A 23,966-nucleotide genomic window follows, 5' to 3' on the forward strand; every position below is an offset into this window, starting at 1 on the left:
GCGCCCGTCGGCGCGAAACCGGTCTCAGGGGGTGAGGCGCTGGGGCACCGCGATGACGTCGGGCGCGATGATGCGCACGGCAACGTGATCCGGCTTAGCCTCCGCGGCCTCCGCGGCCTTCGTGCCGTCGGCCGCGGCAGGCTGGACCTTCGCCGCATCGTCGCGGCCGGGTCCCGCGCCGCCCTTCGTGTCGACGCCCGCGCGGCCGGCGGCGTCGGCGGCGAGCTCCGCCGCGGTCCGGTCGGCCCGGCCGACGAGGGTCAGGCGCACCTTCGGCCGGGACAGGGCCTCGGCCTGCATCGGCGTGACGAAGATGTCGCCCTTGTGCCGGACCAGCATGCTCTCGGCCTTCACCAGAGACTGCGCCCAGGACTTGCCCTCCGGCTTGCAGGAGCAGTTCGGCACGAATTCCTTGCGGAATTTGAAGGCGTTGGCGAGGTTCGTGTAGGCGCGGCTGCCCTTCACCGTGGCGGCGTGCTTCAGGGCGTCGTCGCCGTACGGCATGGAATAGGCCTGCGCCTCGGTCCCCGGGCAGAGCGCCTGACACATCTCGTCGGCGCCGCCGCGGCCCTCTGGCAGGTTCTTCATCGGGAAGTAGCCGCCGTCGCAGGTCCGCACGCAGACCATCTGCGGGCCGCCCCGGCCGTAGGCCTCACCGGAGCCGGCATAGGCCTCGCGCGGCGGGCAGGTGGAGGCGACCAGCCCCTGAAGCTCGCGCTTCCGGGCGCCGCTGTCGTCGATCACGGCGCCGCCGTAGGTGGCCTTGAGCGCGCGGATGCGCTGCTCCACCGCGCCGCACTGGGGCGGCCGGGTGTCGAAGAACAGGAACTTGCCACCCTCGCAGTTCAGGCCGCGGAAATAGGCTTCGAGCCGACCGATCTCGTCGTTGAGCGCGCGCGTCGTGCTGGCGCCGCTCTGGAGCGAGGCCAGCTCAGCCCGGTAGCGCCGGCACTGCGGCGACGGCAGCTGCGGCGCCGGCCGCGCCTCGGCGGGCGCCGGGGCGGGCGCGGCCTCCTGCGCGCTGGCGGAGGTCGCGAGCGGAGAGGACAGTCCGAGGGCTATGGCCGCGCTCAGGATGAGGCGGCCGAGCGTACGGACGATCGGGCGGTGAGGCATAGGCTGCATCGCGTTGATCGGGTGCGCGGCGATCCGGAGTATCCGGAGCCCGCGCGCATCCGCGCTTCGGGACGGAAGCGGAGCCATTCTACGCCCCCTCGCAAGACCGCGACACCCCTCCTACATCCGGCCCGCAAGCGTGAGGGGGAATTGACCGGCGATGTTGTTTCGGAGTCTCACCTATGTTGGGCTTCTCGCACTGGGCCTGGCAGCGGCCGGTCCGGCCGCGGCGCAGGAGCCGGACCGGATCTTCGACAAGTCGACGGTCTGGCGCCCGCTGACGCCCAACGACAAGCTCGTGGTCTACGGCGTCGACGATCCGGCGGTCTCGGGCGTGTCGTGCTGGTACACCCAACCCGAGAAGGGCGGGATCAAGGGCACGCTGGGGCTGGCCGAGGATGTCTCGGACATCTCGCTGGCCTGCCGGCAGACCGGGCCGATCGCCTTCAAGGGCAAGCTCAGCCAGGGCGAGGTGGTGTTCAGCGAGCGCCGGTCGCTGATCTTCAAGTCGATGCAGATCGTCCGCGGCTGCGACGCGAAGCGCAACACGCTGATCTACATGGTCTACTCGGACAAGGTCATTCAGGGCTCGCCGAAGAACTCGACCTCGGCGGTGCCGCTGGCGCCCTGGGGCACCGAACCGGCGCAGAAATGCGCCGACTTCATGAAGTGAGCGGCATCCGGTGACGCGAGCTTTCCGCGCGGCGGCCCGGCGACGGGCCGTCCGCGGTCGGCTCAGTCCTGGCAGGTGATCCGGATCGGGCGCTCGGACGGCGCCGGGACCGGCTGGCTGATCGCGCCGGTATAATCGTCGGCGGCGGCGACGCCGTAGGAGTTCGCCGCGGCGTAGCCCTGGGCCTCGCACCACGCGTTGGCGACCACCTGGCCGCAGGCGCTCCCCGGCGTCGTCAGGCACTCGCCGACGCCGTAGCCGTCGCTCGACGGGATCAGGAAGGTCTTCTCGACACGGGCCGGTGCCTTCGCGGGCGTCTCGCCGTCGGTGCCGGCCAGCGCGGCGTGGGTCAGGCCCGCGCAGGCGAGAACGGTGGCGAGAGCGAGGGAACCAACGGCCGAGCGTCGCATGGATTGTCCTTGGGCACAGGATCTGTGGCGTGAGGATCGTGGCCCGGACGGTCCGACGGCGCGGTTAAGGAAGCCTTACCCGCATGGCGCGCAAGCCATCTCGAATTCCTCACGCTTTTGGGTTAGCCCCATCGCGCGGGCCGCGCCGTCGCCGCGATGCAACAGGGTGCCGTGCCGGGGCTGGCCGATCCGCCACGTTTCGGCCGCTCTTCGCCGCGCGGGGCCCTCAGGTCGTTGAAGGCAGGGCCGGATTTCCGGCCACGGCACCGGGCCGGACGTCATCCCCGGCGCCGGAGAAGGGATGGGTTTCATGGCGCCGATGTTGCGGCTCTACAACACGCTCACCGGCGCCAAGGAGGCGTTCGCGCCGATCGACCCGCAGCATGTCCGCGTCTACGCCTGCGGCCCGACGGTCTACGACGCCGCCCATATCGGCAACGCTCGGCCGATCATCGTCTTCGACCTGCTGTTCCGCCTGCTGCGCCACCTCTACGGGCCGGAGCACGTCACCTACGCGCGCAACGTCACGGACGTGGACGACAAGATCAACGCCCGGGCGGCAGAGCGCGGCATCACCATCCGCGAACTCACCGACGGGACGCTGGCGCAGTTCCACCGCGACGTGCGTGACCTCGGCGTGCTCATGCCGGAGGACGTGAACGTGCCGGGCGCGCGAGCCCGCTTCGTCGAGCCCCGCGCCACCGATCACATCGCCGAGATGGTGACAATGATCGAGGCCCTGGTCCGGGCCGGCCACGCGTACGTGGCGGAGGACCACGTGCTGTTCGACGTGCCCTCGATGCCGGATTACGGCGGCCTGTCGAAGCGGCCCCTCGACGAGATGGAGGCGGGGGCCCGGGTTGAGGTCGCTCCCTACAAGCGCTCGCCCCTCGACTTCGTCCTGTGGAAGCCCGCCAAGCCCGGCGAGCCGTCCTGGCCGTCGCCGGCCGGCATCGCCGCCGCCGGCCGCCCGGGCTGGCACATCGAGTGCTCGGCCATGTCGGCCAAGCATCTCGGCCGGACCTTCGACATCCACGCGGGCGGCATCGACCTGATCTTCCCGCATCACGAGAACGAGGTGGCGCAGTCCCGCTGCTGCTTCGGCACGCCGGTGATGGCCAACGTCTGGCTGCACAACGGCTTCCTCCAGGTGGAGGGGGAGAAGATGTCGAAGTCGCTCGGCAACTTCATCACCATCCGCGACGTGCTGAAGGATTGGCCCGGCGAGGTCGTGCGCCTCACCATGCTCAAGACCCAGTACCGGCAGCCGATCGACTGGACCCTGCGCGGCCTCGAGGAATCGGCCCGCGTGCTCGACCGCTGGTACAACGCCGCCGGGGACGCGCCCGCCGCGCCCGACATCCCCGCCGGGGTCGTCGAGGCGCTCTGCGACGACCTCAACACGCCGGCCGCGATCAACGAGCTGCACCGGCTCGGGAGCGGTGCGGAGGCGCAGCCCGGGGCTCTGCGCGCCGGCGCGAACCTGCTGGGCTTCCTCGCGCGCACCCGCAGCGACCGCGAGCAGGATCAGGTCGCGGCGTCCGGGGTCGACGTCGCGGCGGTCGAGGCGCTGATCGCCGAGCGCCGCGCGGCGCGGGCCGCCAAGGACTGGGCCGCCTCGGACCGGGCGCGCGACGCCCTCGCGGCGATGGGCGTCGCCGTGAAGGACAACAAGGACGGCACCACGACCTGGACGGTGGCGCGCTGATTGCTGAGCCGGCCGCCGATGCACGGACGTGACGGCCGCCGCGTCCTCGCGCCCGCTTGCGCGGCGCGTCGCCGGCGGCATCTGTGGTCCGGGGGCTCGCGGCGGAGATGAGCAGCACGTGATCAGCTTCGGGACCAGCTTCGGGACGACCTTCGCGACCGGCGGGGTGCGGCGCGCCGCCGCCGCGTCGGCGCTCACCCTCGGTCTGGGCCTGTCGGACCCGGCCGCCGCGATCGACGGCGGCTCGGCCGCCCGCCGGGATGCCCTGGCGCAGGCCACCGTGGCGATCGGCACGATCACCCAGCCCGAGGAGGCGCTGAAGCTGACCCGCTGCACCGGCGTGCTCATCGCGCCGGATCTCGTGCTCACCGCGGCCCATTGCGTGAACGGCGATCCGCTCGGCGCGCTGGTCGTGTTTTTCCGGGGCAGCGAGCCGGCGCGGCCGGTCTACGGGGCGCGTGTCGCCGCCCGCTACAGTCCCGATCCGGGGGAGATGCTGCCGAACGAGGCGTCGGGCGTCAGCCTCTCCGACCTCTCCCTCGACCTCGCGGTTCTGCGCCTGACCGAGCCGGTGCGCGACCGGCGGCCGGTGCCGCTGGCGGCGGATCCCGGCCGGGTCCCCAAGAGCCTGCGCATCGCCGGCGCAGGCCTCTCCGGTCGGACCGTCGGGCGCCTGCGCACCGCCACGCTGACGCCGGTGGCGGCGAGCAGCACCGGGCTGACCATCGCGCGGGCCAACGGTGCCCGGGTCTGCTTCGGCGATTCCGGCGGCCCGGTCGTCGCGCAGGATCGCCGCGGCACGTACATCTGGGGCGTGGCCAGCGCGGTGATCAGCCGGGCCGCGCCCTGCGGCGGCTACGTGGTGATCGCGCCCGCCGCGCAGGTCTTCTCGGCCACCGGGACGCGGTGAGGTCTGCGGATACCGCCGGAACGCGAAAACCCCGCGCGGCCGGACCGCGCGGGGTTTTTTCAGGAGACGGTGCGCGTGGCGGATCAGACCGCCATGCGCTCCTCGCCGTCCATCGGCTCGCGCAGCACGTAGCCGCGGCCCCAGACGGTCTCGATGTAGTTCTTGCCCTGGCTGGCGTTGGCGAGCTTCTTGCGCAGCTTGCAGATGAACACGTCGATGATCTTCAGCTCCGGCTCGTCCATGCCGCCGTAGAGATGGTTCAGGAACATCTCCTTGGTGAGCGTCGTGCCCTTCCGGAGCGAGAGGAGTTCCAGCATCTGGTACTCCTTGCCGGTGAGGTGCACCCGGGCGCCGCCGACCTCGACGGTCTTCTGATCGAGGTTCACGATCAGGTCGCCGGTGGTGATGACCGACTGGGCGTGGCCCTTCGAGCGGCGCACGATGGCGTGGATGCGCGCCACCAGCTCGTCCTTGTGGAACGGCTTGGTGAGGTAGTCGTCGGCGCCGAAGCCGAGGCCCTTCACCTTGTCCTCGATGCCGGCCATGCCGGAGAGGATCAGGATCGGGGTCTTCACCTTCGCCACGCGCAGCGAGCGGAGCACCTCGTAGCCCGACATGTCGGGCAGGTTCAGATCGAGGAGGATGATGTCGTAATCGTACAGCTTACCGAGATCGACACCCTCTTCCCCGAGGTCGGTGGTGTAGGTGTTGAAGTTCTCGGACTTGAGCATCAGCTCGATGCTCTGCGCGGTCGCGCTGTCGTCCTCGATCAAAAGTACCCGCATCGTCGGTCCCCAGCCCCGCCGGCCGCATCAGCGCGCAGACACGTCCCAGCCTTCGCCCGCCACCGGCCTGTGGACGGGCGCTCCGTCGCTCTTGACGTGGAACGCTATGGATTAATCGTTAACAAAACCTGATTCCTGCCCGCAAGCGTCTCGTTCGAAGTTCCGCGAGCTTGACAGGAGAAACACCGTTCCTCCGGCCTCGCCCTCGGCCCCGATTCCGATCCGCCCTCGTCCAGGCCGCTCGCCCCCTTCGGCGTAAGTACTTCCTGCGCAACGATTCGATCCCCGGTGTTGTCCGTCGGACACACCGGTACGACTTCGTCGGGCGCGATTGTGGTCGCGACCCGGATCGAGCCGCTACGAGCCCGTGACCCGCAGTGTTAAGGAGGCCGGTAAACGAAGCGTTGAGAGCCAGGCCGATGACACAGGATCCGGCAAGATCCGTTGCTTCGCTCGCGTCGGCGCAGGCCGCCCTCGAGCGGATCGAGGTGCTGGAGACGTTCGGGCGGGTCGTGGCGATCCGCGGCCTGCTGGTGGAGGTCGCCGGACCTGTGGCCGCGATGCGACTCGGCGGCCGGGTCGACGTCGAGGGTGCCAACGGCCACGGGCTGGTGCCCTGCGAGGTCATCGGCTTCCAGGGCGATCGGGCGCTCGCGATGCCGTTCGGCTCGCTCGAGGGCGTGCGGCGCGGCTGCCCCGCCTATGTCCGCGACGAATCGGCCGGCGCGATCCGGCCCTCCGGCGCTTGGCTCGGCCGGGTGATCGACGCCCTCGGGCGGCCGGTCGACGGGCTGGGGCCCCTGGTGCAGGGGCCAGACGTCTACCCCCTGCGCGCGGACCCTCCCCCCGCCCACGCCCGCACACGCGTCGGCGGACCGCTCGATCTGGGCGTCCGGTGCATCAACACCTTCCTGACCATGTGCGCGGGCCAGCGGATGGGCATCTTCGCCGGGTCCGGCGTCGGCAAGTCCGTGCTGCTGTCGATGCTGGCCCGCTACACGGCCGCCGACGTGGCGGTGATCGGCCTCGTGGGCGAGCGCGGCCGCGAGGTGCAGGAATTCCTCCAGGACGATCTGGGCGCCGCGGGACTCGCGCGCTCGGTGGTCGTGGTGGCGACCTCCGACGAGCCGGCCCTGATGCGCCGGAACGCGGCCTACGTGACCCTGTCGGTCGCCGAGCACTTCCGCGATCAGGGCGCCAAGGTCCTGTGCATGATCGACTCGATCACGCGCTTCGCCATGGCCCAGCGCGATATCGGCCTCGCCGCCGGCGAGCCGCCCACCGCCAAGGGCTACACGCCGACCGTCTTCTCGGAGCTGCCGCGCCTGCTCGAGCGCGCCGGTCCAGGGGTGGGGCAGGGCACGATCTCGGCCCTGTTCACCGTCCTGGTCGAGGGCGACGACCACAACGAGCCCGTGGCCGACGCGGTGCGGGGCATCCTCGACGGCCACATCGTCATGGAGCGCGCCATCGCGGAGCGCGGGCGCTACCCGGCGATCAACGTGCTGCGCTCGGTCTCACGCACCATGCCGCGCTCCTGCGACCCGGCCTACCTCCCGGTCGTGCGGCGGGCGCGGCGGCTGCTGTCGACCTACGCCGACATGGAGGAACTGATCCGGCTCGGCGCCTACCGGGCGGGCTCCTCCCAGGAGGTCGACGAGGCGGTCGCGCTCATGCCCGATCTTGAGGCTTTTCTGGGGCAGGGTAAGGAAGAAGCAACGTCCATCGGCGATGGTTACGCACGGCTCACCGAGATCGTCGGCAGGGCCTAGGCACCATGGGCCGGGGCGTTAACGCTTCGGCGCGATCATGGTGCACGTGGGGGATCCGGGCGGGTTTGCCGTGGGCAGGCTCGCACACAGGCTCGGTCCGGGCACGATCCCGGGCGCGGCCTCAAGCGTTGCGTGGAGTGAGCGTCCTGATGAAATCGCGTGACACGCTGATCCGCCTGCGCCGCTTCCAGGTCGACGAGAAGCGCCGGCGCGTGACCCAGATCGAGATGATGATGGCCGACTTCCAGCGCATGGCGGTGGAGCTCGATCGCGAGGTCGCCGTCGAGGAGGCCCGGGCCGGAATCACTGACGTCGGTCACTTCGCCTACCCGACCTACGCCCGGGCCGCGGCGACGCGCCGGGACAACATGATCCAGTCCGCCCAGGCGCTCGAGGGTCAGCTCGCCGAGGCGAAGGCCGAGCTGGGCGAGGCGTTCGAGGAGCTCAAGAAGGTCGAGATCCTGAACGACCGCGAGCGGACCGCCGAGCGCGCTGCCGAATCGGCCCGCGATCAGGCCGCCATGGACGGGATCGGCCTCAACCGCGCCCGGGGCTGACGCGGCCCGTCCGACCGCTCGGCCGGCTTCCGCGGCACGAAACCGTCACGATCACCTGACAAGGGGGATCGCGGCGGCGCCATGCCGCTTGCAGCGCGTCGCGTGCCGGCGCATCAGGGGCTCTCCCCAGGGCGTCGGTGTTCATGAAGAAGATCAGCGAGTTCATCTGGCCCTTGATCGGCCTCGCGGCCGTCGTGATATCGGGCTATTTCCTCTACCAGGAATTGAAGACGACCTCGCTCGCGGCGATCTGGGCCGCGATCCTCGCGATCCCGCCCCACCGGATCCTGCTGGCGGCCCTGTCGACCCTGGTCGCCTACGCGGCGCTGGCCTGGTACGACCGGATCGCCCTGCTGCATCTGGGCGTGCGCCACATTTCGTGGCTCTTCGTCTCGCTCTGCTCGTTCACGACCTACGCGCTCTCGCACAATATCGGCGCCTCGGTCTTCTCGGGCGCCCTGGTCCGCTACCGGGCCTACACGGCCAAGGGCCTGACGGCGGCGCAGGTCGCCGTGCTGGTGGCGCTCTGCTCGTTCACGTTCTTCCTCGGGACCGTCCTCCTCGGCGGCTTCACGCTGGTGGTCGATCCGAACCTGCTGACGCGCCTCGAGGGCAAGCTCCCGGGCTTCCTCACCGATTCCAAGACCGCGCTGATCGTCGGCATCGGCATGCTGGGCTTCGTCGGCCTGTACGTGATCGGCTCGATCCTGCACCTGCGGCCGCTGCACATCCGGTCGTTCAAGCTCGAGTATCCCCGGCCCGGCATCATGGGGCGCCAGCTGCTCGCGGCGCCGCTGGAGCTCCTGGGCGCGGCGGGCATCATCTACTTCGCCCTGCCGGAGGCGATGAACCCGGGCTTCATCCCGGTCCTGGCGATCTTCCTGGCCTCCTTCTCGGTGGCGCTGGCCTCGCACGCGCCGGGCGGCCTCGGCGTGTTCGAGATCGTGTTCATCACCGCGATGCACATCACCGACGAGGCGCAGAAGGACGCGATCATCGCGGCGGTGATCATCTTCCGGATCTTCTACTTCTGGCTCCCGGCCCTGGTCTCGGTGATCGTGGTGATCGCCTTCGAGCGCTCGCGGCTGGCCGCGGCGATCGGCTCGGCCGCGCACGGGCCCAAGGCGGCCGCCGTGCCGGAGCCGCCCGTCGTCGTTCCCGGTCTCGACGCGCACGAGTTGGAGCGGGAGCTCAAGCAGAATGCGATCTGAGGGCCTGACCGCCGTCTCGACGCGGGGGTGACGCCGCCGCCTCGGCCCCCGCGCGCCACACCGCGAAACCCGGGATCGCTTCGCCGCGCGCTTCGTCTGCGCGCGGCGCGCGCCGATCCCGTGATTGCTCCCTCGGCCCGTGCGCCGGCACGAGTCTGCCCACGCCGGTGTCGCGGCCCCTGGGTCCTCAGATCGAGTTCACCGTCCGCAGTCGCGCCCGCGGGTGGATCTCCGCCTGGCTCATCACCGGCGTCTCGCGGCGGAAGCGCTCGATGATCGAGCGCACGAAGGGCCGCGTCTGGGCGGAGGTGACGAGCACCGGCATCTCGCCCTGGCGCGCCGCCGTCTCGAAGCGGTCGCGCACGGTGTTGACGAACTCGCTGAGCTTCGAGGGCTGCATCGCGAGGTAGCGCTCCTCGCGCTCGCCGACGATCGACTCCATGAACGCCTGCTCCCAGGCCGGCGACAGGGTGATGATCGGCAGCATGCCGTTCGGGTCCTGGTACTGCGCGCAGATCTGCCGGCCGAGGCGCGCCCGGACGTGCTCGACCACGTCGCGGGGGTTCTTCACCGCGCCCGCCACCTCGGCGATCGCCTCCACGATCGCCCCGAGATCGCGGATCGAGACCCGCTCGGCGAGCAGGAACTGCAGCACGCGCTGGATGCCGGTGGTGGAGATCTGCGACGGCACGATCTCCTTGAGCAGTTCGGCGTGCTCCTTGGGCAGCTCGCGGAGCAGCTTCGACACCTCGACGTGGTTGAGGAGTTCGGAGACGTGGGCCTTGATGATCTCGGTCAGGTGCGTCGACACGACGGTGGCGGCATCGACCACCGTGTAGCCCTTGAGCTGCGCTTGGTCGCGCAGGGCCGCGTCGATCCAGGTTGCCGGCAGGCCGAAGGTCGGCTCCAGCATGTGCTGTCCGGGTAGCTGGACCTGACCGCCCATCGGATCCATCGCCATGAACTGGCCCGGGAAGATCCGGCCGGTGCCCGCCTCGATCTCCTTGACCCGCACCACGTAGGCGTTGGCGTCGAGCTGGACGTTGTCGAGGATGCGCACCGACGGCATCACGAAGCCGAGTTCCGCGGCGAGCTGGCGGCGCAGGGCCTTGATCTGGTCGGTGAGCCGGTCCTGGCCCTCGCCGTTGACCAGGGCGAGGAGCGCGTAGCCCATCTCGAGCTTGAGGTCGTCGAGCTTCAGCAGGTCGGTGACCGTCTCCTCCTTGGCGGCGCTCGCCGCGGCGACCGCGGCCGCATCCATCGGGGCGCCCAGGGCGTCGAGCGGCGGCGCGAGCTTGGCGGTCTTGTTGATGCGCCACGCCGCGTAGCCGGCCCCGCCGCCCAGCAGGACGAAGGGCAGCATCGGCATGCCGGGCAGGAGGGCGATCAGCAGCATCACCGCGGCCGACATGCCCAGCGCCTTGGGATAGTGCGCGAGCTGCTTGCCGAGCGCCTTGTCGGCGGCGCCGCGCACGCCGGCCTTCGAGACCAGCAGGCCCGCCGCCGTCGACACGATCAGCGCCGGGACCTGGCTCGCGAGGCCGTCGCCGATCGTCAGCAGGGTGTAGCTCTTGGCGGCCTCGCCGAAGCTCAAGCCCTGCTGCGCCACCCCGATGATGATGCCGCCGACCACGTTGATGAAGGTGATCAGCAGGGCCGCCACCGCGTCGCCGCGCACGAACTTCGAGGCACCGTCCATGGCGCCGAAGAAGGAGGATTCTTCCTCGAGCGCCGCGCGCCGCGCCTTCGCGGTCTTCTCGTCGATCAGGCCGGCCGACAGGTCGGCGTCGATGGCCATCTGCTTGCCGGGCATCGCGTCGAGGGTGAAGCGGGCCGCGACCTCGGCGATGCGGCCCGAGCCCTTCGTGATCACCACGAAGTTCACGATGATCAGGATCGCGAACACGATGATCCCGATGACGAAGTTGCCGCCCATCACGAAGTGGCCGAAGGCCTCGATGACGTGCCCGGCCGCCGCCGTGCCCTCGTGCCCGTGCCCGAGGATCAGGCGCGTCGAGGCGAGGTTGAGGGCGAGCCGCAACATCGTGGCGATGAGCAGCAGCGTCGGGAAGACTGTGAATTCCAGCGGGTTGTCGATCGACAGGCCGGTCATCATGATCAGGACCGACAGGATGATCGACACGGCCAGCAGCAGGTCGAGCAGGATCGCCGGCAACGGGAAGATGAGGACCGCCAGGATCGCCAGGACGCCGGTCGCGAACAGCAGGTCCGACCGCTTCGACAGCGCCTGGAGATCGCCGCGCGTCGGCAGCGCGAGCTGGCCGAGGACGGCCGCCGCTCCTTTCTGTGCCGGCGCGCTCGCCGTCTCTGCCATCGCTGCCATCCGCTGCCGTTCGCCCGGGACAGGCCCGGGACGTACCCGGCAAGATCTGCCGAGCGGATGGTTAGCGCGGCGTTAAGATGGGGCCGGCGCTCGCGGGAACCCGGGCCGCCGCGATCGCTTGATCGGTCGGCGAGAGCGTCGATCCGGCATCCGACCGCGCCCGCGTCCGGGCCGCCCGCGCCGCCGCCACGTCTCCGGGCCCCGGCTCGGACATACCGGGAGAGCTCGATGGCCCTGCGCGCCCTGACCGCCCTGTTCGACGATTACGACGCCGCCGCGGGGGCGGTGGACCGGCTGGAGGCCGCCGGCATCCCCCACGCGGACATCAGCATCATCGCGAATCGCAACGAGCCCGCGGTCCCGCCGCGGGCGCCCGGGACCGCCGTTCCCCGACCGGTCGACGCGGCGGATTCCGCCGGCACCGGAGCCACGGTCGGCACGGTCCTGGGCGGCGGCGCCGGCCTGCTCGCTGGGCTGGGCCTCCTGGCGATCCCGGGGCTCGGGCCGGTGGCGGCGGCGGGCTGGCTCGTCGCCACCGTGACGGGCGCCGGCGTGGGCGCCGCGGCCGGCGGCCTGATCGGCGGTCTGACCGCGGCGGGCCTCAGCGCCGACGAGGCCGAGACCTACGCCGAGGGCGTGCGTCGCGGCGGTACCCTGGTGACGGTGCGCGCCGACGAGTCCCGGGCCGAGCGCGTCCTGTCCATTCTCGACCAGGCGGGGTCGATCGATCTCGACCAGCGCGCCGAGGGCTGGCGCGCCCAGGGCTGGACCGGCGGCACCATCGGCCCGGCGGCGGACGACCGGGGCACCGGGGCCGGCCGCTGAAGATACCGGACCGTCCCGGGCGAACCCGGCGGGACGCGCGTCAGGTCATCATCTTCCGGGCGAACATCGCGGCGCCGAACAGGACGCCGGCGCCCGCGGTGATCAACGCGATCATCAAGAGCCGCCGCGGTTCGGTGGAGGATTCGGCCTTCACCGGCTCGACGATCGGGCTGAAGAACTCGATCTGCCGGGCCGCGATGATGCGCGCGCGCTCGTGGGCGGTCAGCACCTGCTGATAGTATTTCTCGGCGTTCTTGCGGTCGTTCTCAAGGACCTCGAACTTGGTCAGCGCGTCGGAGAGCAGGCGCTTCTGCTCCGGATCCTGGCTGGCGGATTGCCGCTCGATCCGCGCGATGTTGTCGTCGAGGTCCTTCATCTGCTGCTTGATGTCGATGATCCGGCGGGCGTCGGGACCGAGGTCCCGCTGCCCGATCGCGAGCTGGAGCGCGAGGTTGATCCGCGAGGCCCGCATCTCGGCGATCATCTTGACGTTGATGTCGTTCGTCTTCTGCGCGTCGAGCACGCCCTCGCGGTTGCGCAGGTCGCGCGTCGCGAGGCGGATCTTGGTCATGCGCTCCTCGGCGAGCCGCAGCTCCCGCGTGCTCTCGGCGACGGCATCCTCGCGCGACTTGACGCTGAGGTCGTTCACCTTGCGCTCGGCCTCCTTCATGATGGCCTTGGCGATGGCGAGGGATTCTTGGGGATCGAAGGCCTCGACCTCCACCGACAGGATGCCGGATCCGGCCTCGACCTCGACGCCGACGCGCCGCTTCCAGTAGCGGACGAACTTCTCGATCGGCTTCTCCGGATCGAACCGCGAGAAGTAGTCGATGGACTCGTTGCTGAACCACTGGCGAAGCGGAAGCTGCGCCTCGAGGAGCTCCAGCATCGGACGGCTGAGGATGAACTCGCGCGTGATCAGCGTGTCCTGCGCCACCATCTGGTTCGCCATGCCGGAATTCGTCCCGCCGGTCTCCGAGGACGTCTTCTCGGCGGAGCCGATGGCCGGCCGGATCGCGAATCGCGCCTCGCTGACGTAGCGGTCCGAGGCGATCAGGCCGTAATAGGCCGCCCCGGCGAGCGTCGGCAGCAGGAAGCAGACGACGAACAGGATCGGGATCCAGGGATCGTTCTTGGCGTCGGCCTGAAAGGACCGGATGCCCTTCTTGCGGTCGGCGAAGCGCGACATGCGCGCGATCTGCCGCAGCGACTCGCTCACCGCCTGCTGGCGGTCCGCGGGCGTGACCGGCTGCCCCTCGGCCTTCCGGATCTCCATGTTCATGGCCTGATTCCCGGCCTCCCCGGCCTCGAAGGTCGACCCGTTACCGGGATCCCGCGCGCGCCGCACCCGGCGCCGCGACCGTCTCTCGCACGGCGAGGCGGCAAAAGCATGTCGTCACGGTCCGGCCGCCGCCGGCGCGGTCAGGCGTTGAGGCGCCGGTACACCTCGATGGCGTCGTTCACGTCCTCGTAGATGATCGCGCGACCGTTCAGCAGGACCAATCCCTGCGTGCACCACTGCCGGATGGTCTCCATGGAGTGCGAGACCATGATGATGTCGGCGTTCTTCCGGCGCTGCGAGAAGACCTCGTCGCAGCGCTTCGAGAACCGCGCGTCGCCGACCGAGGTGATCTCGTCGATCAGGTAGCAGTCGAACGGGATCGCCATGCTCATGCCGAAGGCGAGCCGCGCGCCCATGCCCGACGAGTACGTGTAGATCGGCACGTCGAGGTAGCTTCCGAGTTCCGAGAAGTCCTCGACGAAATCGAGCACCTTGCGCGGGTCCTCGCCGTAGATGCGCGCCACGAAGGTGACGTTGTCGCGCCCGGTCATCTTGGGATGGAAGCCGCCGGCGAAGCCGAGGGGCCACGAGACCCTGAGGCCGCGGTGGATCCGGCCGCGCGTCGCGTCCTCGGTGCCGGCGATCAGCCGCATCGTGGTGGATTTTCCGGCGCCGTTGATGCCGAGGATGCCGTAGGACACGCCCGGCTTCAGGGTGAACGACACCTGTTCCAGGATGGTCCGCCGGTGGCCTTCCGTCCGGTAGACCTTGCTGACTTTCTCGAAACGGATCACCGAAATGGTCTCCCGGGCGGTGTGCCGAACCGCCGGTCCGAGCTGCCTGACGGGCGGAGTCCTGCTCGCTGAAAGCGGCAAATCTGAGAAGGACATGAGCGCCTTGCCGCGTCGCGCGGCGGCGGTCGAACGGCGCGCGTCGGCAGACGGCTTCGCCCGGAAAGCTCCACCGGTCGCTTGAAGAAAAGTGCCACCTGTCACCCCGTCGGTTGACGCCATTCTCCATTTGGCATACCAAATACCAACCGAAGAGGGCGGGTGACAGCCCTTCAAGGATGCGGGACCGGAATTTTACCGCCGTTTCCGCGCGTGACGTTCAGGAAGGGCCGCCCCATGACAAGGCGCCGGACTGCCGCGATCCACCTCTCATCCGCGCCGCCGACCGGGTGGCGCCCATGACGGCGACCGGGCCGACCCTGGCCGCGCCCGGTTCCCTCGAAATCCACGGTCTGGCCGAGGCGATCGGCGACGCGGTGGTGGTGTCCGATCCGGACGGCGCCATCACGGTCTGGAACCCAGCCGCGGAGCGCATCTTCGGCTTCACCGCCGCCGAGGCTCTGGGCCAGACCCTCGATCTGATCACACCCGAGCGGCACCGACGCCGCCACTGGGACGGCTACGCCAAGACCATGCGCACCGGCGTCACCCGCTACGGGGCAGAGACCCTGAGGGTGCCGGCGCTCCACAAGGACGGCCGCCAGCTCTCCATCGCCTTCACGGTGGGGATGGTGCGGGACGCCTCCGACCGGGTGACCGGGATCGTCGCCGTGATCCGCGACGAGACCGAGCGCTGGGCCGAGGAGAAGCGCCTGCGCCAGCGCGTCGCCGAACTCGAAGCTTCCTCGGATCCGGCCCGTCGGGCGCCTTGAGCCCGCCGGACGATCCGAAGGACCCGATCACCGAACCGCACAGGGAGAACGCCCAATGAGCAAGCCGCTGGAAGGCATCAAGATCATCGACTTCACCCACGTCCAGGCCGGCCCGGCCTGCACGCAGCTCCTCGCCTGGTTCGGCGCCGACGTGATCAAGGTCGAGCGCCCCGGCGCCGGCGACGTGACCCGCACGCAGCTGCGCCACGTCGAGGACGCGGACGCGCTCTACTTCACGATGCTGAACTCCAACAAGCGCTCGCTCACCCTCGACACCAAGACCCAGGCCGGCAAGGAAGTCCTCGAGAAGCTCATCCAGGACTCCGACGTCATGGTCGAGAATTTCGGTCCCGGCGCCCTCGACCGGATGGGCTTCTCCTGGGCCCGCATCCAGGAGCTGAACCCGGGCATGATCCTCGCCTCGGTGAAGGGCTTCTCGGACGGCCACCACTACGAGGACCTGAAGGTCTACGAGAACGTCGCCCAGTGCGCGGGCGGTGCCGCCTCGACCACGGGCTTCTGGGACGGGCCGCCCACCGTCAGCGCCGCCGCGCTCGGTGACTCCAACACCGGCATGCACCTCGCCATCGGCATCCTCACGGCGCTCCACCAGAAGAACAAGACCGGCAAGGGCCAGAAGGTCGCCGTGTCGATGCAGGACTCGGTGATCAACCTCTGCCGCGTGAAGCTGCGCGACCAGCAGCGCCTCGACGCGCTCGGCTACCTCGAGGAGTACCCGCAGTACCCCCACGGCGAGTTCTCCGACGTGGTGCCGCGCGGCGGCAACGCGGGCGGCGGCGGCCAGCCGGGCTGGGTGCTGAAGTGCAAGGGCTGGGAGACCGACCCGAACGCCTACATCTACTTCACGATCCAGGGCCACGCCTGGGCGCCGATCTGCAAGGCGCTCGGCAAGGAGGAGTGGATCACCGACCCGGGCTACGACACGCCGCGGGCCCGCCAGGACAAGATCTTCGACATCTTCAAGACGATCGAGGAGTGGCTCGCCGACAAGACCAAGTTCGAGGCGGTCGACATCCTGCGCACCTACGACATCCCCTGCGCGCCGGTGCTGTCGATGAAGGAGATCGCCGAGGACAAGTCCCTGCGCGAGAGCGGCACCGTCGTCGAGGTGGCGCACCCGAAGCTCGGCAAGTACCTGACCGTCGGAAGCCCGATCAAGTTCTCCGACATGCAGGTCGAGGTGAAGGCGTCGCCGCTGCTCGGCGAGCACACCGATGAGGTGCTCGCAGACCTGGGTTACACCCAGGAGCAGATCCGGGCGATGCACGAGGCCCGCGCGGTCTGATAAGGACCGCCCGACTTCAGCGACCCTGAGACAGGACGGCGCTCCCCGGGGCGCCGTCCTTTTCACGTGCGAGCCCCGGATCCGATGCGCGCATTCCTCAGCCGTTTCCTGCCGGAGCTGACCCCGGTCAGCAAGCGCGAGCGCCTGCGCTCGGCGGCCGGTGCCCTCGTGGGCATCCTGGCGACCGGCTTCGTCTGCCGGGTCTCCGTCCCGGCCGAGGCCCTGCCGGTGCTGATCGCCCCGATGGGCGCCTCGGCGGTGCTGCTCTTCGCGGTGCCGGCGAGCCCTCTGGCGCAGCCCTGGTCGATCCTCGGCGGCAACATCGTGGCGGCGCTCGTCGGCGTCACTGCGGCGGCCTGGATCGGCGACCCGTTCGTGGCGGCGTCCTGCGCCATCGGGGTGGCGATCGCGCTGATGATGGCCCTGCGCTGCCTGCACCCGCCGAGCGGGGCCGTGGCGCTGACGGCGGTGCTCGGCGGCCCGGCGATCCGGGAGCTGGGCTACGGGTTCGTGCTGTGGCCGGTGGCGGTCAACTCGCTGCTGCTGCTGACCACCGCCCTGCTGTTCAACAACCTCACCGGGCGCGCCTACCCGCACCTGCGCCCGGCCGGGCCCCGGACCGCCGATCCGCCCTCGGACGCCCGCGTCGGCTTCCGGGCCTCGGACCTCGACGCCGCGCTGGAGGATTTCGACCAGCTCCTGGACGTCGATCGGGGCGACCTGGAGCAGATCCTGCGGCGCGTGCAGATGCGGGTCTACGGCCGCCGCTCGGGCCCGATCACCTGCGCGGCGATCATGTCGCGCGACGTGATCGCGGTGGCGCCGGACGCGCCGCTCTCCGAGGCCATGCGGCTGCTGCGCCGTCACCGCATCAAGGCGCTTCCGGTCACCGACGAGGGCGCGCGCGTCCTCGGCATCGTCACGCAGACCGACCTGCTCGACAAGGCCGCCTGGGACCGGAACGGGCCGCGCCTCGGTCTCGGCCGCCGCCTGCGCCTCACCGCCGAGCGCGGCCGCGCCCCCCACGGCTGCGCGGCCGACATCATGAGCGCGGTCGAGCCGGTCGGTCCCGACACGCCCGTGGCCGCCCTTGTGCCGCGGATGTCGGAGGCGGGGCTTCACCACCTGCCGGTGGTCGACGACGACGGCCGCCTGGTCGGGATCGTCTCGCAGACCGACCTGATCCCGGCGCTCCTGTCCGAGGCCGACGCGCCCGAGGCGCCGATCCGCGCCCGCGCGCCGGCCCGGGCCGCCCTGGCCTGACCCTCAGCGCCCGGCGGGCGGATCCGCCAGGAAGAACCTGACCGCCTGCGCCACCACGGCCGGCTGGTGGGCGTGCGGTCCGTCATACTCGACGTAGGTCACGGGATAGCCGGCCTCGCGCAGGGCCGGCACGTGGACCCGGGCGCTCCGGTCGATCGGGATCTGCTCGTCCTGTGTGCCGTGCGACAGGAAGATGCGCGGCGCGCCGACCTGCAGGTGCACCGACAGGAACCCCGCCGACGAGACGATCAGGTGGCTCGCCACGTCGCCGTTCGCGAGCCCCGACGAGAGCGTGTAGCTGCCGCCGTCGGAATGGCCGGCGAAGCAGAGCCGATGCGGATCGAGCAGGAACCGGTCGGCGACGTGACCCAGCGCCGCCGCGACGCGCTCCCGGTCGGGCCCGTGGCCGGCGATGACGACATCCCAGGTCGGGAACAGGGATTGCGGCGCGAGGAGCAGGAAGCGCTCGGTCCGGGCGTGCGCCTCCAGCATCGGCAGGATGCGCTCGGCGCTGCCGCCACCGCCGTGGAACAGCACCACGAGCGGGCAGGGCCGGCGCGGATCGAGGCCCTCGGGGACCACCAGCACCGCGTCGCGCTCGGCGAAGAGGCCGAGGTCGTGCCGGCCCGGGGGGAGGGGCTCCTCGGTGGGGAGCCGGTGGCGGAAGTGCAGGCGGCCGGCGAGGTCGGGGTCGATCATGGATGCACCGTCACCGAACGGATGACGGATCCGGCGCCGTCACTGCGGGCGCGGCGAAGCCATCCCCGCGCTCCGCGCGGAACTGGACCGCGCCGCCCCGGGCCGCTTCGCTTCGCTCGCGATGACGGTGCGGGGAAGGTCTCCCGGGGGGCGGGAGCTTCAGCGGAACACCGTCCCGCGCGGATCCGCGACGCCGTTCTCGTCAAGGCAAAGAGCCGGGCTCGACACGCGAGCCCGGCTTCGATGGTGTGGGATCAGAGATCTCGCGAGGGCCTCGCCCTCACTTCTTCTTCTTGATCCCGCTCTGCGGGTTGAGGCTGCCGATGTTGCCGCTCTCGCTGCCGGCCGCCGGGTCGATGACGGCGTTGACGAGGGCCGGGCGGCCCGAGTTCATCGCCTCGTTGACCGCGCGGGTCAGCTCGTCCGGCGTGGTGACGTGGTAGCCGACGCCGCCGAAGGCCTCCATCATCTTGTCGTAGCGGGAATCCGGCACGAACACCGTGGTGGCCGGGTCGCGGCCGGTCGGATCGGTGTCGGTACCGCGGTAGATGCCGTTGTTGTTGAACACCACGATGCAGACCGGCAGGCCGTACCGGCAGATCGTCTCGACCTCCATCCCGGAGAAGCCGAAGGCGCTGTCACCCTCGACGCAGAGCACCGGCTTGCCGGTCTCGACCGCGGCCGCGACGGCGAAGCCCATGCCGATGCCCATGATGCCCCAGGTGCCGACGTCCAGGCGCTTGCGCGGCTGGTACATGTCGATGATGCCGCGGGCGAGATCGAGGGTGTTGGCGCCCTCGTTGACGAGGATCGCGTCCGGCCGCTCCTTGACGATGGTGCGCAGCGCGCCGAGCGCGGCGTGGAAGTTCATGGGCGAGGCGTTGCTCATGAGCTTCGGCGCCATCTTGGCGACGTTCGCCTCGCGCTTCGACTTGAGCGTCTCGATCCAGTCGGACGGGGGCTGCTGCCAGCCCTGGCCCATGCCGTCGAGCAGCGCCTGCACGCAGGAGGCGATGTCGCCGACGACGGGCGCCACGATCTCGACGTTCGAGTCCATCTCGCGGGGCTCGATGTCGATCTGGATGAACTTGGTCGAGCCCGGCTCGCCCCAGCTCTTGCCCTTGCCGTGCGACAGCAGCCAGTTCAGCCGGGCGCCGACCAGCAGCACCACGTCCGAGTCCTTCAGCGCCGTCGAGCGCGCCGCGCCGGCCGAGAGTGGGTGGGTGTCGGGCAGGAGGCCCTTGGCCATGCTCATCGGCACGTAGGGGATGCCGCTGGTCTCCACGAGGGCGCGGATGGCGTCATCGGCCTGGGCGTAGGCGGCGCCCTTGCCGAGCACGATCAGCGGCCGCTTGGCGGATTTCAGGACCTCGAGCGCCCGGGCGATCGCCTCGGGGGCGGGGTGCTGGGCAGGCGCCGGATCGATCACCTTGACCAGAGACTTCTGGCCGGCCTCAGCGTCCATCACCTGGGAGAAGAGCTTGGCGGGCAGGTCGAGGTAGACGCCGCCCGGCCGGCCCGAGCAGGCCGCGCGGATGGCGCGGGCGACGCCGATGCCGATATCGGCGGCGTGCAGCACCCGGAAGGCCGCCTTGCACAGGGGCTTGGCGATGGCGAGCTGGTCCATCTCCTCGTAGTCGCCCTGCTGCAGGTCGACGATCTCGCGCTCGGAGGAGCCCGAGATCAGGATCATCGGGAAGCAGTTGGTGGTGGCGTTGGCGAGGGCGGTCAGGCCGTTGAGGAAGCCTGGCGCCGAGACGGTGAGGCAGATGCCCGGCTTCTGGGTGAGGAAGCCCGCGATCGCCGCGGCGTTGCCGGCGTGCTGCTCGTGGCGGAACGAGATGACCCGCATCCCCTCGGCCTGGGCCATGCGCCCGAGATCGGTGATCGGGATGCCCGGGACACCGTAGATGGTGTCGATGCCGTTGAGCTTGAGCGCGTCGATGACGAGGTGGAAGCCGTCGGTCAGCTCGGGCTCTGCCTCGACCTCGGGGGTGGTGTGGACGATCTTGGCGACTGCGGTCATCACGGTATCTCCCGGAGGATCGGTTTGTACGGGCGGCTCTCGGTGCCGGCTGGCTGGAGGATCCCCCACACTCCCGAGGAGGGGGAGGGCGGGAGATCCGCGAAGGTCGGGCGTCGCTTGCGCGACGTCGTGGGGCGGAGGCCTATCAGGCCGCCCGGATCGGCTGGGCGCTGAGCGCCGCGGGCTGGTCCTCCGAGGCGAGGTAGCGGGCCCGCATCGGGCGCAGGACGAACATCGCCAGCGCCGCCGCCGTCACGTTGAGGACGATGATCAGCGTGAACACCGCCGACCAGCCGTAGGCCGCCGACAGGATGCTGGCGAAGGGGACGAGGAAGGCCGCGGTGCCCTTGGCGGTGTAGAGCAGACCGGCGTTGCTGGCGGCGTACTTGGAGCCGAACGTGTCGCCGCAGGTCGCCGGGAACAGCGAGTAGATCTCGCCGAAGACCCCGAAATACACCGCGGTGGCCAGGACGAAGACCATCGGGACGTGACCGTAGGTCAGCAGCACGATCACCGCCAGCGCCGCCGTCGAGAAGGCGATGAACATCGTGTTCTCGCGGCCGATGTTGTCGGAGACGTAGCCGAAGAACGGCCGGCCGAACCCGTCGAAGACCCGGTCGAGCGAGATCGCCAGCGTCAGCGCCGCCATCTGCAGGCCGAACAGGCTCACCGGCACGCCGGCCACCTGGAAGTCGTGGGCGATCGGGGCGATCTGCGCCGCCGCCATGAGGCCGCCGGAAGCGACCATCACGAACATCACGTACATCACCCAGAAGACCGGGGTGCGCACCGCCTCGCGGGGGCTGCGGTCGACCTTGGTCTGCGGCAGGCGGGTCTTCTTGCGCTGGACCGGCGTGTTGGTCGACGGCTTGCGCAGCAGGAAGGCGAGGGCCAGCACCACGGCGCCCTGGCCGATGCCGAAGTACAGGAACGCGTCCTGGTAGCCGCTCGACGCGATCATGCGGGCGATCGGCACCACCGTGATGGCGGCACCCGCGCCGAAGCCGGCCGCGGTGGCGCCGGCGGCCAGGCCACGGCGATCCGGGAACCACTTGAGCGCGTTGCCCACGCAGGTGCCGTAGACCGAGCCCGCACCGATGCCGGCGACCACGGCGCCGAGATAGAGCATCGCCAGGCTGTCGGCGTAGGCGTTGATGGTCCAGGCGAGGGCAATCATCACGCCGCCGAAGGCGACGACGATCTTCGGACCGTAGCGGTCGACGAACCACGCCTCGACCGGCACCAGCCAGGTCTCCGTGGCGACGAACAGTGTGAACGCGAGCTGGATCGCGGCGCGACCCCAATGGTAGCGCTGGTCGATCGGGTCCACGAACAGGGTCCAACCGTATTGAAGGTTGGCGATCATGGCCATGCAGATCACGCCGAAGGCGAGCTGCCACCATTTCGCCGAAGGCGAATCCTGGCGTTCCATCCCTGAGCCTCTCTCTTGGGCGGCGCGGCCTTGCTCTGGCGGCGTCTCTCGTGCCCCGACGATCATGCACATCCGTTCTAGGTATGCAATATACCAGGGTGAGACGGACCGGGTGAAGTGTCAGGACGGCGATATTATTCCGTTTGCCCGGCAGGAGGAATCGGTCCCCAGGCACCGAGCGTCGGTGCCTCCGCGGGGCTCAGAATCTCGTCGAGGGCGGGGATCGAGGCCGGGTCGGCCGGGAAGCCGATGAGGGCGCAGGCGGCCTCCCAATCGGGCCCCGACTTCACCGCCGCCAAGGTTCCCGGATCCAGCGCCGTGATCCGACCGCGGTCGAGACGCATGAAGGCCCGGCCGGTCTCGGCCTGAACGAAGCGGACGACCGCCATCCGGCGCAGGCATTCGCGCAGGAAGCTGGTGTTGGCGGAGGCCGAGAGGTCAGCGCCGTCGAACACCGCGTCGGGCCCGTGGGCGAAGATGTCGACCTTGCGGAAGCGGTCGATGTCGATCAGCCCCTTCACGTCGAGGATGTTCAGAGTTCCGTCCGCCCAGAACGCGATGGTGCGCGGGCGCTCGCCCAACGGCACGCTGTTGTCGAGGAACTCGCAGACCACCTGCTTGTCCCGGGCGAGCGCCCAGTTGAAGAACAGGCGCGGCATGCCGGTATAGGCCTCGACGTTGTGGGCCAGCAGGTCCTCGACGGCCTTGTAGCGGCCGAACAGCTCGCCGCGCTTCCAGGCGCGCTCCACGGTGTCGGCCGGAGGCGTGACCATGAACTGCATGTAGACGCGGTCGCCGAACCGGGTGAGCAACTGGCCGCCGCCGTCCGAGCCCGCGTCGGCCTGGAAGCTGTCGAACCGGAACCGGTCGATCAGCAGGTTCGAGATCCGCCGCTCCGCCGCCTTGCGGGTGACGTAGCGGTCGAGCTTCATGTCGATGATCTCGACCTCGTAGCCGGTCAGCGTCCCGGCGTACCGCGAAGCTTCGCCAAGGCTGTCGTAGTCGAGGAGGTACTTGCGCCAGACGTCGGGGGTGATCACCGCGAAGTCCGACCACGCCATGCCCAGCCGCCTGGCGAGGCCGAGCTGGTAGGGGCGGATCGTGCTCTTTCCGGACGCCGAGGCGCCCTTCACGTTCATCACCACCGGATGATCCTGCGGCGCCAGCCGCCGGTAGCGCTGCGCCTCGACGACGGCGTCGATCCAGGGCTCGATCTGCTCGCCGACGCGCCGGCTGCCGTAGCCATTCGAGACCAGCGTCCCCGCGATGGTCCGCAGCAGCGCGGCGTCGCGGATGACCGCATTCTGCCGCGCGATGAGGCCCGACACCACGGCGCGCAGGGCCTCGCAGGCGGCCGTCTCCAGGGCGTCGCCAGCTTCGGCGGCGCGTCGCTGCCAGCTCTCGAGATGGCGCAGGGCCCGGGTCGCGAGATCCTCGCGCGGCGCCTGGACCGTCGGCGGGCGGCGCCCGAGCAGGCGGTCGAGCCAGCGCGGCTCGGGCGGCGGCGGGGAAGGTCTCTCCTCCAGGATGGCGGCGATCTCGCGGGCGAGCACCGCGTCGGCCTCGGCGCGGATCCGGTCGAGGGCGGACTCGACCTCGGCGAGGCGGGGCTCGATGCCCTCGCGCAGGATGGTCGCGACGATGGCGCGGAAATTCACGCCGAGATCGGCGTAGACTTCGCCCACCGGCACGGAGAGATCCGACATCACCCGGATCAGGACCTCGTGGACGACGAGGCGCCCGGCCCGGAACCGGGTGAGCTGGCGGGCGGGCAGCCCGCAGAGATCGCTCAGGTCCAGGGCGTCGCGGAGCGGCGTCTCGACGTGCTCCGGCCGGTAGACGGTCACGAGGGGCAGGAAGGCGGACGGCAGATCGGACCGGACGCCCGGGTTCCAGGGGCCGATGGGCGGCTCGGGAGAGTGGACCGACGCGTCCGTCACGCGCGCGGCAGCCGTATCCGTCACCGCGCGCTCCGCCGAAGACC

Annotated in this window: 20 protein-coding genes; 10 read left to right on the forward strand and 10 right to left on the reverse strand. The window is 70.4% G+C overall.

Features of this window, described 5'->3' with window-relative positions:
- Positions 1-24: 24 nt before the first annotated feature.
- Entirely contained in the window at positions 25-1,116 is a 1,092-nt protein-coding gene (locus tag ASG32_RS25720; RefSeq protein ID WP_042672906.1) for a DUF2865 domain-containing protein, read from the reverse strand.
- A gap of 160 nt (positions 1,117-1,276) precedes the next feature.
- Between ASG32_RS25720 and ASG32_RS25725 the strand changes: the two genes are divergently transcribed.
- Positions 1,277-1,789: a CreA family protein gene (locus ASG32_RS25725; RefSeq protein WP_020092910.1), complete on the forward strand. Its 513-nt coding sequence runs from the start codon at positions 1,277-1,279 to the stop codon at positions 1,787-1,789.
- Between the two features lie 62 nt (positions 1,790-1,851).
- Here ASG32_RS25725 and ASG32_RS25730 read toward each other — a convergent pair whose 3' ends face one another.
- Positions 1,852-2,199, reverse strand: coding sequence for a hypothetical protein (locus ASG32_RS25730; protein ID WP_056531953.1), 348 nt, complete (start codon positions 2,197-2,199; stop codon positions 1,852-1,854).
- Between the two features lie 310 nt (positions 2,200-2,509).
- On the opposite strand from ASG32_RS25730, the gene cysS reads away from it, so the two are divergent.
- A complete protein-coding gene (gene cysS, locus ASG32_RS25735) occupies positions 2,510-3,907 on the forward strand; it encodes a cysteine--tRNA ligase (protein WP_056532089.1) in 1,398 nt (465 codons plus the stop codon).
- Positions 3,908-4,025: 118 nt separating this feature from the next.
- The gene (locus ASG32_RS25740; protein ID WP_244492190.1) at positions 4,026-4,817 is read left to right on the forward strand and encodes a trypsin-like serine protease; all 792 of its coding nucleotides are present in this window, start codon (positions 4,026-4,028) and stop codon (positions 4,815-4,817) included.
- Positions 4,818-4,900: 83 nt separating this feature from the next.
- Here the strand turns inward: ASG32_RS25740 and ASG32_RS25745 are convergent, their stop codons facing one another.
- On the reverse strand, positions 4,901-5,602 hold the full coding sequence (locus ASG32_RS25745) for a response regulator transcription factor CtrA (protein ID WP_010683835.1): 702 nt from the start codon (positions 5,600-5,602) through the stop codon (positions 4,901-4,903).
- 419 nt (positions 5,603-6,021) lie between these two features.
- Between ASG32_RS25745 and fliI the strand changes: the two genes are divergently transcribed.
- The 3 genes from fliI (at position 6,022) to ASG32_RS25760 (ending at position 9,142) form a co-directional block, all read left to right on the forward strand.
- Positions 6,022-7,374 carry a flagellar protein export ATPase FliI gene (gene fliI, locus ASG32_RS25750; protein WP_020092905.1) on the forward strand — a complete coding sequence of 451 codons (1,353 nt, stop codon included), beginning with the start codon at positions 6,022-6,024 and terminating at the stop codon, positions 7,372-7,374.
- Positions 7,375-7,523: 149 nt separating this feature from the next.
- A complete protein-coding gene (gene fliJ / locus ASG32_RS25755) occupies positions 7,524-7,931 on the forward strand; it encodes a flagellar export protein FliJ (protein WP_012322462.1) in 408 nt (135 codons plus the stop codon).
- Between the two features lie 143 nt (positions 7,932-8,074).
- A complete protein-coding gene (locus tag ASG32_RS25760; protein ID WP_056531955.1) occupies positions 8,075-9,142 on the forward strand; it encodes a lysylphosphatidylglycerol synthase domain-containing protein in 1,068 nt (355 codons plus the stop codon).
- Between the two features lie 187 nt (positions 9,143-9,329).
- Here the strand turns inward: ASG32_RS25760 and flhA are convergent, their stop codons facing one another.
- The gene (flhA, locus tag ASG32_RS25765) at positions 9,330-11,477 is read right to left on the reverse strand and encodes a flagellar biosynthesis protein FlhA (RefSeq protein WP_056531957.1); all 2,148 of its coding nucleotides are present in this window, start codon (positions 11,475-11,477) and stop codon (positions 9,330-9,332) included.
- Between the two features lie 237 nt (positions 11,478-11,714).
- Between flhA and ASG32_RS25770 the strand changes: the two genes are divergently transcribed.
- Positions 11,715-12,311 carry a hypothetical protein gene (locus tag ASG32_RS25770; RefSeq protein WP_020092901.1) on the forward strand — a complete coding sequence of 199 codons (597 nt, stop codon included), beginning with the start codon at positions 11,715-11,717 and terminating at the stop codon, positions 12,309-12,311.
- 40 nt (positions 12,312-12,351) lie between these two features.
- Here ASG32_RS25770 and ASG32_RS25775 read toward each other — a convergent pair whose 3' ends face one another.
- Both ASG32_RS25775 and ASG32_RS25780 read right to left on the reverse strand, forming a co-directional pair.
- Positions 12,352-13,593, reverse strand: coding sequence for a capsule biosynthesis protein (locus ASG32_RS25775; RefSeq protein ID WP_042675235.1), 1,242 nt, complete (start codon positions 13,591-13,593; stop codon positions 12,352-12,354).
- 140 nt (positions 13,594-13,733) lie between these two features.
- The gene (locus ASG32_RS25780; protein ID WP_012322467.1) at positions 13,734-14,387 is read right to left on the reverse strand and encodes an ABC transporter ATP-binding protein; all 654 of its coding nucleotides are present in this window, start codon (positions 14,385-14,387) and stop codon (positions 13,734-13,736) included.
- A 395-nt stretch (positions 14,388-14,782) separates the two neighbouring features.
- Between ASG32_RS25780 and ASG32_RS25785 the strand changes: the two genes are divergently transcribed.
- The 3 genes from ASG32_RS25785 to ASG32_RS25795 all read left to right on the forward strand — a co-directional run bounded on the left by ASG32_RS25785 (position 14,783) and on the right by ASG32_RS25795 (position 17,825).
- The gene (locus tag ASG32_RS25785) at positions 14,783-15,256 is read left to right on the forward strand and encodes a PAS domain S-box protein (protein ID WP_020092899.1); all 474 of its coding nucleotides are present in this window, start codon (positions 14,783-14,785) and stop codon (positions 15,254-15,256) included.
- 55 nt (positions 15,257-15,311) lie between these two features.
- On the forward strand, positions 15,312-16,562 hold the full coding sequence (gene frc, locus ASG32_RS25790) for a formyl-CoA transferase (RefSeq protein WP_056531959.1): 1,251 nt from the start codon (positions 15,312-15,314) through the stop codon (positions 16,560-16,562).
- 84 nt (positions 16,563-16,646) lie between these two features.
- On the forward strand, positions 16,647-17,825 hold the full coding sequence (locus tag ASG32_RS25795) for an HPP family protein (RefSeq protein WP_020092897.1): 1,179 nt from the start codon (positions 16,647-16,649) through the stop codon (positions 17,823-17,825).
- A 3-nt stretch (positions 17,826-17,828) separates the two neighbouring features.
- Here the strand turns inward: ASG32_RS25795 and ASG32_RS25800 are convergent, their stop codons facing one another.
- The 4 genes from ASG32_RS25800 to ASG32_RS25815 all read right to left on the reverse strand — a co-directional run bounded on the left by ASG32_RS25800 (position 17,829) and on the right by ASG32_RS25815 (position 23,922).
- Positions 17,829-18,524: an esterase gene (locus tag ASG32_RS25800; RefSeq protein WP_056531961.1), complete on the reverse strand. Its 696-nt coding sequence runs from the start codon at positions 18,522-18,524 to the stop codon at positions 17,829-17,831.
- A 280-nt stretch (positions 18,525-18,804) separates the two neighbouring features.
- Positions 18,805-20,550, reverse strand: a complete 1,746-nt coding sequence (gene oxc, locus ASG32_RS25805; RefSeq protein WP_056531963.1) for an oxalyl-CoA decarboxylase — start codon at positions 20,548-20,550, stop codon at positions 18,805-18,807.
- 145 nt (positions 20,551-20,695) lie between these two features.
- Positions 20,696-21,982: an oxalate/formate MFS antiporter gene (oxlT, locus tag ASG32_RS25810; RefSeq protein ID WP_056531965.1), complete on the reverse strand. Its 1,287-nt coding sequence runs from the start codon at positions 21,980-21,982 to the stop codon at positions 20,696-20,698.
- 134 nt (positions 21,983-22,116) lie between these two features.
- Positions 22,117-23,922 carry a hypothetical protein gene (locus ASG32_RS25815; protein ID WP_056531967.1) on the reverse strand — a complete coding sequence of 602 codons (1,806 nt, stop codon included), beginning with the start codon at positions 23,920-23,922 and terminating at the stop codon, positions 22,117-22,119.
- Positions 23,923-23,966: the final 44 nt, after the last annotated feature.

The organism is Methylobacterium sp. Leaf361, assembly GCF_001424445.1.
Taxonomy (GTDB): domain Bacteria; phylum Pseudomonadota; class Alphaproteobacteria; order Rhizobiales; family Beijerinckiaceae; genus Methylobacterium.